Origin of the sequence: Pseudomonas sp. PS02303 (genome assembly GCF_029959925.1) — a bacterium.
GTDB classification, from domain to species: Bacteria; Pseudomonadota; Gammaproteobacteria; order Pseudomonadales; family Pseudomonadaceae; genus Aquipseudomonas; species Aquipseudomonas mandelii.
On sequence record NZ_JASCOM010000025.1, the window covers coordinates 44,099 to 53,276 of the forward strand.

Annotated in this window: 10 protein-coding genes; 5 read left to right on the plus strand and 5 right to left on the minus strand. The window is 60.1% G+C overall.

The genetic code is table 11. The features are described from left to right. Positions 1-352 precede the first annotated feature (352 nt). The 3 genes from QMX98_RS09440 to QMX98_RS09450 form a co-directional block, all read right to left on the minus strand. Positions 353-628 (minus strand): HU family DNA-binding protein, encoded by a 276-nt coding sequence (locus QMX98_RS09440; RefSeq protein ID WP_003213368.1) that lies wholly within the window; start codon positions 626-628, stop codon positions 353-355. 192 nt (positions 629-820) lie between these two features. Continuing rightward, positions 821-1,969, minus strand: a complete 1,149-nt coding sequence (locus QMX98_RS09445; RefSeq protein ID WP_282410633.1) for an FAD-dependent oxidoreductase — start codon at positions 1,967-1,969, stop codon at positions 821-823. A gap of 22 nt (positions 1,970-1,991) precedes the next feature. Then, a complete protein-coding gene (locus QMX98_RS09450) occupies positions 1,992-2,159 on the minus strand; it encodes a rubredoxin (RefSeq protein ID WP_010465298.1) in 168 nt (55 codons plus the stop codon). A 202-nt stretch (positions 2,160-2,361) separates the two neighbouring features. Here QMX98_RS09450 and QMX98_RS09455 point away from each other — a divergent pair, with 202 nt between their 5' ends. Both QMX98_RS09455 and ubiA read left to right on the plus strand, forming a co-directional pair. After that, the gene (locus tag QMX98_RS09455; RefSeq protein ID WP_282410634.1) at positions 2,362-2,925 is read left to right on the plus strand and encodes a chorismate lyase; all 564 of its coding nucleotides are present in this window, start codon (positions 2,362-2,364) and stop codon (positions 2,923-2,925) included. After that, on the plus strand, positions 2,925-3,815 hold the full coding sequence (gene ubiA / locus QMX98_RS09460) for a 4-hydroxybenzoate octaprenyltransferase (RefSeq protein WP_010465303.1): 891 nt from the start codon (positions 2,925-2,927) through the stop codon (positions 3,813-3,815). The genes QMX98_RS09455 and ubiA overlap by 1 nt, the downstream gene beginning before the upstream one ends. 56 nt (positions 3,816-3,871) lie before the next feature. Here ubiA and QMX98_RS09465 read toward each other — a convergent pair whose 3' ends face one another. Continuing rightward, complete coding sequence (locus QMX98_RS09465) at positions 3,872-4,258, minus strand: hypothetical protein (RefSeq protein ID WP_282410635.1); 387 nt, start codon at positions 4,256-4,258, stop codon at positions 3,872-3,874. A 152-nt stretch (positions 4,259-4,410) separates the two neighbouring features. Here QMX98_RS09465 and phoB point away from each other — a divergent pair, with 152 nt between their 5' ends. The 3 genes from phoB to QMX98_RS09480 all read left to right on the plus strand — a co-directional run bounded on the left by phoB (position 4,411) and on the right by QMX98_RS09480 (position 7,932). After that, a complete protein-coding gene (gene phoB / locus QMX98_RS09470; RefSeq protein WP_008150066.1) occupies positions 4,411-5,100 on the plus strand; it encodes a phosphate regulon transcriptional regulator PhoB in 690 nt (229 codons plus the stop codon). Positions 5,101-5,181: 81 nt separating this feature from the next. Next, on the plus strand, positions 5,182-6,468 hold the full coding sequence (gene phoR / locus QMX98_RS09475; protein ID WP_231990966.1) for a phosphate regulon sensor histidine kinase PhoR: 1,287 nt from the start codon (positions 5,182-5,184) through the stop codon (positions 6,466-6,468). A gap of 123 nt (positions 6,469-6,591) precedes the next feature. Further along, positions 6,592-7,932 (plus strand): hemolysin family protein, encoded by a 1,341-nt coding sequence (locus QMX98_RS09480; RefSeq protein ID WP_083375445.1) that lies wholly within the window; start codon positions 6,592-6,594, stop codon positions 7,930-7,932. Positions 7,933-8,109: 177 nt separating this feature from the next. On the opposite strand, the gene QMX98_RS09485 is transcribed toward QMX98_RS09480, so the two are convergent. After that, positions 8,110-9,006, minus strand: a complete 897-nt coding sequence (locus tag QMX98_RS09485) for a peptidoglycan DD-metalloendopeptidase family protein (RefSeq protein ID WP_077748554.1) — start codon at positions 9,004-9,006, stop codon at positions 8,110-8,112. Positions 9,007-9,178 lie beyond the last annotated feature (172 nt).

Sequence of the window (9,178 nt, forward strand, 5' to 3'; positions counted from 1 at the left end):
CATCAAGTCGTGGCCGGCACCTCCCCAATGGAGGACGTGAAGCATGCCAACAATAAAGCAGGATGAATGTAGGAACGATCCGAAAGATTAGTGTCATCTGTGAACAAAACGAATCTGGACAACGGAGGATTAAGAAAGTGCCACCAAAATGATGGCATTTTATATTAAGCGGTATTTTTGTAAGGTCATCGCAAACAATGGGATCTGTGGACGGTTATTTTCCAATCTGTATTAATCAGTCCACGAAACATATACAGAACTAAACGTTGCCCATAAAAAATGGGCACCCGATTCAATCGGTGTGCCCATTTTTCAATACGGTTCTCCCCGTTATTCAGGGAGTTCGCCGCAATTACGGATTAACGCTGTCTTTCAACGATTTGCCTGGCTTGAATGCAACGGTGTTGCTGGCCTTGATTTTGACAGGTTCACCGGTTTGCGGGTTTTTGCCGGTGCGGGCACCGCGGTGGCGTTGCAGGAAGGTACCGAAGCCCACCAGCGTGACGCTGTCTTTGCGGTGCAGAGCGCCGGTGATTTCTTCGAGAACGGCGTTGAGAACGCGGTTGGCCTGCTCTTTGGTGAGATCTGCTTTTTCAGCGATTGCAGCGGCGAGTTCTGGTTTACGCATTAGTGAAGCCCCTTTGACGGTTTTTTGTTGTTATGTCCGTGCTGTTCTCGTTGGAACAGCGCCCAAAGCGCCGCAGGTGCTCTACTCTGCGGCAGACGGGAGTGAGAATGGCACGCACGGAAGAGCCGCGCCAGTCTCGGCGCGACCTTTGTAGGGGCAAAAGAGGGGTGATTCCGACAGAACGACCGGTATTTACGCCAGCAGTGCCGGAAGCTCTTTGTTCAGGGCCAGTTTTTCCATCACCGCCGCGCCTGTCAGGGCATAACCGAGCAGTTTTCCGCTGGCATCGCGGCATAAAGCTTTGATGTCCGCGCCCTGCCCTTCAACGGTCCAGACACCCTCGGCGCCCCGTGGTGGTGGCGAAACCACCAACGGACAGACTGGGGTTTTCACGGTGATTGGCATCGGGCCATAACTCACGGCGGTGGGGTTGCCGGCGAGGGTTTGCGCCAGCGCTCTCGCACAGCTCATCAGGGGCATGACGTACAACAGATTCAGCCCATCGACCTCGGCGCAGTCGCCCAGCGCGTAGATATTGGCGTGGGAGGTTTTCAGGTGGCGATCGACCATCACGCCGCGATTGACCTGCACACCGGCCGCAGCCGCCAGATCGATACGCGGACGCAGGCCGATGGCCGAGACCACCACGTCGCAAGCAATCACCTGACCATCGGACAGATGCGCTTCCACGCCGTCTGCGACGTGCTGCAAGCGGTTGAGCACCGGCCCCAGGTGGAAACGCGCCCCCAGGCTTTCCAGCCCGGCCTGCACCGCAGCAGCCGCCGCCGGGTGCAGCAGGGTCGGCATGACTTGCTCGCACGGTGCAACCAGTTGCACCTCGTAGCCGCCGAGGATCAGGTCATTGGCAAACTCGCAACCGATCAGGCCGACGCCTAGCAGCAACACCCGGTGTTTGCCTGCCGCTGCGGCGCGAAAGCGGGCGTAATCTTCCAGGTCGTTGATCGGGAACACCACATCCGCCGCATCGCCATCGATGGGCACCCGCACGGTTTCCGCGCCCCAGGCCAGGATCAAGTCGCGATAAATGACCGCTTCCTCACCGATCCACAGGCGCTTGTGGCCCGGATCGATGCCGCTGATGCGCGTGTGGGTGCGCACTTCGGCCCTCAATTGCTCGGCCATGGCACCCGGCTCGGCCATGCTCAGGCCGTCAGCGTCTTTGTTTTTGCCAAAACCGGTGGAGAGCATCGGTTTGGAGTAGGAGCGTCCGTCATCGGCGGTAATCAGCAGCAACGGGGTTTCGCTATCGAGTTTGCGAAACTCCCGGGCCAGGTTGTAACCAGCCAGCCCGGTGCCGACGATCACGACAGGTGCGTTCATTCCTTACTCCTCTGGTGTTTTGTTAGTTGATTTCGATCATTTCGAAATCCATCTTGCCGACACCGCAGTCCGGGCACAGCCAATCTTCCGGCACGTCCTGCCACAGCGTGCCCGCCGCAATGCCGTCGTCCGGCCAGCCCTCGGCCTCGTTATAAATCAGGCCGCAGACCACACATTGCCACTTTTTCATTCAGGTACTTCCTCAGGATTCAGGCTTATTGCCGGCGCGAACGGTCGATGGTTGGAGCGCTGCCGTCCGGCTCAGGGGCGTTTTGTACTGATCGGGCCCGGCAGATGCAAGCGCGTTCCGCGCAACGGCGGCCCCGATCAATCAAAATCGCTGGCTGACATGGTAAGCTCGCCGCCTCATTTGCTGCCAATAATGACTCACTGTGCCGCACTCAAAACTCCCCTCCGCTACCCCGCTGTGGCTCCCTCAAAGCCAACTGACGCCCCTCCCCGACACGTCTACCCTCGACTGGCTGTTCGACGAAGGCTCCCTGACCCGACGCCTGATCCGCTTGTCGAATGACGGCTTCAGCGTCACGCCGTTGTTTGAAGGCTGGCAAACGCTGCGCGCCGACGAATGTGCTGCGCTGGAGTTGGAGGAAGGCAGTGAAGGCTGGGTGCGCGAGGTGTATTTGCGGGGGCACGGCGAAGCCTGGGTGTTTGCCCGTAGCGTGTCGGCGCGCAGCGCCTTGCAGGGCGACGGCTTGCACATGGATGAACTGGGTAGCCGCTCGTTGGGTGAGTTGCTGTTTTGCGATCAGGCGTTCCAGCGTCGCGCCATCGAGGTTTGTCACTATCCTCAGGAATGGCTGCCGCTGGCGTCCCGGGCCCCCGAACTGTGGGGCCGTCGCTCGCGGTTCGACCGTGGCGCCTTGAGCGTGCTGGTGGCTGAAATCTTCCTGCCGACCTTGTGGCTCGCCGCCCGCGCCCACCCGGAGAACTGCTGATGTACCAGAGCCTGCTCAAGTCCCTGAACCGCTTGAACCCTCGGGCCTGGGACTTCATTCAGCTGACGCGCATGGACAAGCCGATCGGCATCTATCTGCTGCTATGGCCAACCCTGTGGGCGCTGTGGATTGCCGGCAAAGGCTCGCCCTCCCTGGCCAACATTGTGATTTTCGTCCTCGGCGTGGTCCTGACCCGTGCGGGCGGTTGCGTGATCAACGACTGGGCGGATCGCAAGGTCGACGGCCACGTGAAGCGCACCGAGCAGCGCCCTTTGGTCAGCGGCAAGATCAGCTCCAAAGAAGCCCTGGTGTTCTTCGCGGTGCTGATGGGCGTGAGTTTCCTGCTGGTGCTGTGCACCAATGCGGCCACGGTCTGGTTGTCGTTCGGCGGTTTGGCGCTGGCCTTCAGCTACCCGTTCATGAAGCGCTACACCTATTACCCGCAAGTGGTACTGGGCGCGGCGTTCTCTTGGGGCATGCCGATGGCGTTCACCGCCGAAACCGGCGAGCTGCCGGCAGCGGCATGGTTGCTGTGGATCGCCAACCTGCTGTGGACCGTGGGCTACGACACTTACTACGCGATGACCGACCGCGACGACGACTTGAAGATTGGCGTGAAATCCACCGCCATTCTGTTCGGCGATGCGGATCGGGTGATCATTCTGACGTTGCAAGGCTTGGCGCTGGGGTGTCTGTTGCTGGCAGGATCGAAATTCGAGCTCGGGGGCTGGTTCCACTTGGGATTGCTGGCGGCGGCGGGCTGTTTCGCGTGGGAATTCTGGTACACCCGCGGCAAGGACCGGATGCGTTGCTTCAAGGCGTTTTTGCACAACCACTGGGCCGGGTTGGCGATTTTTGTCGGGATTGTGCTGGACTACGCCACTCGCTGACCGCCCAAGCCGTTGCCGACGCTTTGTGTCGGCAACGGCTACAGGCGTTGAGTCGTCTATTTTTTCGACTCGTGAACAACGTGCCAGACGTCTTTCATTTTGTCGCCCACCATGTCGCCGGGTTTTTTGTCCTTCACGAAGGTGTAAAGAGGTTTACCGTCGTAGGCATATTGGCTCGTGCCGTCATCGCGCTTGATGACGCTCCACTTGCCAGCGGCCGTGGCACCCGCCGGTGCCATCATGGGTGGCCAGTTTTTGGCGCAATCGTCATTACACATCGACTTGCCGCCGCTGTCCTTGTCAAACGTGTACAAGGTCATGCCCTTGTGGTCGACCATCATCCCGTCCTTCATCATCGCCGGGTCGGCGGCGAAGGCCATGGTCGGCAGCGTTAGAGCTGCAGTCACTAAAAATGCCTTCCAGGATTGAGCAATGTGATTCATGGAAACCTTCCTTTTGTGGTTGTCAGGATTCGGACTTAGAGCTTAGTTCAGGATCATGACCACCGCCGACCTGCTAAATTGCTGTCACACGACTGCAATAATTCCGTTATCTAATGCGGCGCAAGACAGTTAAATGACAAGAGGATTAAGGCATGGTTGGCAGGAGCATTCTGATCGTCGACGACGAAGCGCCCATTCGCGAAATGATCGCCGTTGCGTTGGAAATGGCCGGCTATGACTGCCTGGAGGCCGAGAACTCCCAACAGGCCCATGCCATCATCGTCGACCGCAAACCGGACCTGATCCTGCTCGACTGGATGCTGCCCGGCACGTCCGGTATCGAGCTGGCTCGCCGTCTCAAGCGCGATGAGCTGACCGGGGACATCCCGATCATCATGCTCACCGCCAAGGGCGAAGAGGACAACAAGATCCAGGGGCTGGAAGTCGGCGCTGACGATTACATCACCAAACCGTTTTCCCCCCGTGAGCTGGTGGCGCGCCTCAAAGCCGTGCTGCGCCGTGCCGGTCCTACCGATGGCGAGACACCGATCGAAGTCGGCGGCCTGCTGCTGGACCCGATCAGCCACCGTGTGACCATCGACGGCAAACCCGCCGAGATGGGCCCGACCGAATATCGTCTGCTGCAGTTTTTCATGACTCACCAGGAACGGGCCTACACCCGTGGCCAGTTGCTGGATCAGGTCTGGGGCGGCAACGTGTATGTCGAAGAGCGCACCGTCGACGTGCACATCCGCCGTCTGCGCAAAGCCCTCGGTGATGCCTATGAGAATCTGGTACAAACCGTGCGCGGCACCGGTTACCGCTTTTCTACCAAAGCCTGACCAAGAGCTTTCCCGCCCGACAAGCTGACAAGGACGCGTGTTCAATTGAACCAAAACTGGCATGGCACCCTGATCCGCCACATGCTGTTGCTGGTGACCGGGTGTCTGGTGATCGGCCTGATTACCGGCTACTACGGCTGGAGCCTCGCCGCGGGCCTGGGCCTTTACCTGGCCTGGACCCTCAAGCAATTGCTGCGGCTGCACGAATGGCTGCGGCTGCACAAACCCGACGAGGCACCACCCGACGGCTATGGCCTGTGGGGCGAAGTGTTCGACAGCATCTACCACTTGCAACGTCGCGACCAACGCGTGCGCGGACGCCTGCAAGCGGTGATCGATCGGGTCCAGGAATCCACTGCCGCGCTGAAAGACGCCGTCATCATGCTCGACAGCGAGGGCAACCTTGAGTGGTGGAACCGCGCCGCCGAAACACTGCTTGGCCTGAAGACGCCGCAAGACAGCGGCCAGCCGGTCACCAACCTGGTGCGCCATCCGCGCTTCAAGGAATATTTCGAGCAGGACAGCTACGCCGAACCGCTGGAAATCCCTTCGCCGATCAACGATCGCCTGCGCATTCAGCTGTACATCACCCGCTACGGCAACAACGAACACTTGATGCTGGTGCGCGACGTGACGCGTATCCATCAGCTGGAACAGATGCGCAAAGACTTCATCGCCAACGTCTCCCATGAACTGCGCACACCGTTGACGGTCATCTGCGGTTACCTGGAAACCTTGCTGGATAACGCCGAGGAAGTGAACCCGCGCTGGACCCGTGCCTTGCAGCAAATGCAGCAGCAAGGCGGGCGCATGCAGACCTTGCTCAACGACTTGTTGTTGCTGGCCAAACTGGAAGCCACCGATTACCCCTCGGACAACCAGCCCGTGGCCATCGACGGCTTGCTGCAATCGATCACGAGTGACGCCCAGCAGTTGTCCGGCCAGAAAAACCAGCGCATCACCCTGGAAGCTGATCCGACGATCCTGCTCAAGGGCAGCGAAGCCGAGTTGCGCAGCGCGTTTTCCAACCTGGTGTTCAACGCAGTGAAATACACCCCGGCCGAAGGCAATATCCGCATTCGCTGGTGGGGCGATGAGCAAGGTGCGCACCTGAGCGTGCAGGATTCCGGGATCGGCATCGACAGCAAACACCTGCCGCGCCTGACTGAACGTTTCTACCGCGTCGACTCCAGCCGCAATTCCAACACCGGCGGCACCGGCCTCGGCCTGGCAATCGTCAAACACGTGCTGCTGCGCCACCGCGCACGGATGGAAATCAGCAGCGTGCCGGGCCACGGCAGCACCTTTACCTGCCATTTCGCGCCCGCTCAGGTCACAAAAACCCGGGTCATCAGCACCGCCGACTGATACCGGCCAGCACTCGCCACTAGGCAATCGCCCGGTCAGCCGCTACATTGGCTGACTTGTGCCTGCCCTTCAGGCACCGCATTGACCCCCTATTCGAATACACGGAACCCGCAAAACTCCATCATGGACCCATCCCCTGGCTTGACCCTTGCGACACTCTTCGCCGATTTCGGCATGATTCTTTTTGCTCTGATCCTGGTTTTGCTCAACGGCTTTTTCGTTGCGGCGGAATTCGCCATGGTCAAATTGCGCTCGACCCGGGTCGAGGCCATCGCTGAGAAAAACGGCTGGCGCGGACACATCCTGCGCACCGTTCACAGTCAGCTCGATGCGTACCTCTCAGCGTGCCAATTGGGTATCACCCTCGCCTCCCTGGGCCTGGGCTGGGTCGGTGAACCGGCGTTCGCACACATTCTGGAGCCGCTGCTTGAAGCCGCCGGCGTGCAGTCGCCCGAAGTGGTCAAAGGCGTATCGTTCTTCGCTGCGTTCTTCGTCATCTCGTACCTGCACATTGTGGTCGGTGAGCTGGCCCCGAAATCCTGGGCCATTCGCAAACCCGAGTTGCTGTCGCTCTGGACCGCAGTGCCGCTGTACCTGTTCTACTGGGCCATGTACCCGGCGATCTACCTGCTCAACGCCAGCGCCAACACCATCCTGCGGATCGCCGGCCAGGGTGAACCCGGCCCGCATCACGAACACCATTACAGCCGTGAAGAACTGAAACTGATCCTGCACTCCAGCCGTGGCCAGGACCCGAGCGACCAAGGCATGCGTGTGTTGGCTTCCGCCGTGGAAATGGGCGAGCTGGAGGTGGTCGACTGGGCTAACTCCCGTGAAGACCTGGTGACGCTGGAGTTCAACGCGCCGCTCAAGGAAATCCTGGCGATGTTCCGTCGCCACAAGTTCAGCCGCTATCCGGTGTACGACAGCGATCGCCAAGAGTTCGTCGGCTTGCTGCACATCAAGGATCTGCTGCTGGAACTGGCGGCTCTGGACCACATTCCCGAGTCATTCAACCTCGCCGAACTGACCCGGCCGCTGGAACGCGTGTCGCGGCACATGCCGCTGTCGCAGTTGCTGGAGCAGTTCCGCAAGGGTGGCTCGCACTTCGCCCTGGTCGAAGAAGCCGATGGCAACATCATCGGCTACCTGACCATGGAAGACGTGCTTGAGGTGCTGGTCGGCGACATTCAGGACGAACACCGCAAGGCTGAGCGCGGCATTCTCGCGTACCAGCCGGGCAAGCTGCTGGTACGCGGCGATACGCCGTTGTTCAAGGTCGAACGCCTGCTGGGCATCGATCTGGACCACATCGAAGCCGAAACCCTCGCCGGGCTGATCTATGAAACCCTGAAACGGGTGCCGGAAGAGGAAGAAGTGCTGGAAGTCGAAGGCTTGCGGATCATCATCAAGAAAATGAAAGGGCCGAAGATCATTCTGGCCAAGGTGTTGATGCTCGATTAAGCGCGACACCGGCGGCGAGCGAGCTCTTGTGGCGAGAGAGCTTGCTCGCGCTGGCCGATCCGCGCCAGAGCGTAGCAGTCGTAAACCGATGAATGCGGTGTGCGGTTGCAGGCGTTGGGGCCGCTTCGCAGCCCAGCGGGAGCAAGCTCCCTCGCCACAGTAATCGTGCTGATCCGGCTATTGCTTGCCCAACGCAAAGTTGGGCAACGCACCCACTGGCTGATTGAACTGATACGGAATCGACACCAACCCAAGCCCCGTATTGCGCTGCACCACGAAGTGCAAATGCGGCCCGCTGCTGTTGCCGGTGTTGCCCGACAGGGCCAGCGCACTCCCCACCGCTACCCGTTGCCCCTCGCGAACGCCCACCGAACCTTGCTTGAGGTGCAGGTACACGCCCATCGTCCCGTCATCGTGCAGCACCCGCACGAAATTGCCTGAAGGATCGGTGCCACGTCCGGTCTGGGCATTTTCGGTTTTCACCACCACCCCGCCCCGCGCCGCAATGATCGGCGTGCCTTCGGGCATGGCGATGTCCATGGCGTAACGGTTTTTAGCGCCGAAATGGCTGTATTGGCCGTTGGCACCCTGACTCAAGCGAAACGGCCCACCACGCCAGGGCAGCGGATACCGATAGGCCATGGCAGCCCCTGAAGGGTCGCCCAGGGAGTATTCGAACCTTGGGGTGTACGCCAGCGGCCTTCCGGCCTTCGTCGCCGTGAGCAGCGCCAGACGGATGTTGCTGCGGGCCGGCATCACCCGGCGAATCGGTCGGCTCGGCGCGCCGCTGACATTGCTCAACCCGGCAAAACTCAGCTCGATCTCGACCGGCGCATACAGGTCGTTGCGCACGTACACGTTGTCCACGCCCTTCTGCTTCTTGATCTCCAGGTACACCTGGCGCTCAAGGTGCTCGACCATGCGATCACGAAAAACGAACACCTGGGAGCCTTTCGTGGGGCGGTCGCTGTAGGAGACCACGCCATTGGCGTCTTTGGACTTGTAGATCGTCATGGCCACAGCCGAGGTGGAGGCCATGAAAAGACCACAGAAAAACAGCAGGCGCGCGAGCATGGGCAAGAGTCTGTCGAGTAAGGCCTGGGAAGGAGCCTAGCAGCTGCAATGGACCCGGGTAGTCGGCAGATGTTTCAAAATGGGCAGCAAAGGGGATGTGCGGTGAGTTTGATGGCCCCTTCGCGGGCAAGCCTCGCTCCTACAGGTCGGTGTGATCTGTAGGAGCGAGGCT

Bases quoted from the DNA above. Each gene is read 5' to 3' on its own strand.
- QMX98_RS09440 (WP_003213368.1), bottom strand. From the start codon at position 628: ATGCGTAAACCAGAACTCGCCGCTGCAATCGCTGAAAAAGCAGATCTC.
- QMX98_RS09445 (WP_282410633.1), bottom strand. From the start codon at position 1,969: ATGAACGCACCTGTCGTGATCGTCGGCACCGGGCTGGCTGGTTACAAC.
- QMX98_RS09450 (WP_010465298.1), bottom strand. From the start codon at position 2,159: ATGAAAAAGTGGCAATGTGTGGTCTGCGGCCTGATTTATAACGAGGCC.
- ubiA (WP_010465303.1), top strand. From the start codon at position 2,925: ATGTACCAGAGCCTGCTCAAGTCCCTGAACCGCTTGAACCCTCGGGCC.
- QMX98_RS09465 (WP_282410635.1), bottom strand. From the start codon at position 4,258: ATGAATCACATTGCTCAATCCTGGAAGGCATTTTTAGTGACTGCAGCT.
- phoB (WP_008150066.1), top strand. From the start codon at position 4,411: ATGGTTGGCAGGAGCATTCTGATCGTCGACGACGAAGCGCCCATTCGC.
- phoR (WP_231990966.1), top strand. From the start codon at position 5,182: ATGCTGTTGCTGGTGACCGGGTGTCTGGTGATCGGCCTGATTACCGGC.
- QMX98_RS09480 (WP_083375445.1), top strand. From the start codon at position 6,592: ATGGACCCATCCCCTGGCTTGACCCTTGCGACACTCTTCGCCGATTTC.
- QMX98_RS09485 (WP_077748554.1), bottom strand. From the start codon at position 9,006: ATGCTCGCGCGCCTGCTGTTTTTCTGTGGTCTTTTCATGGCCTCCACC.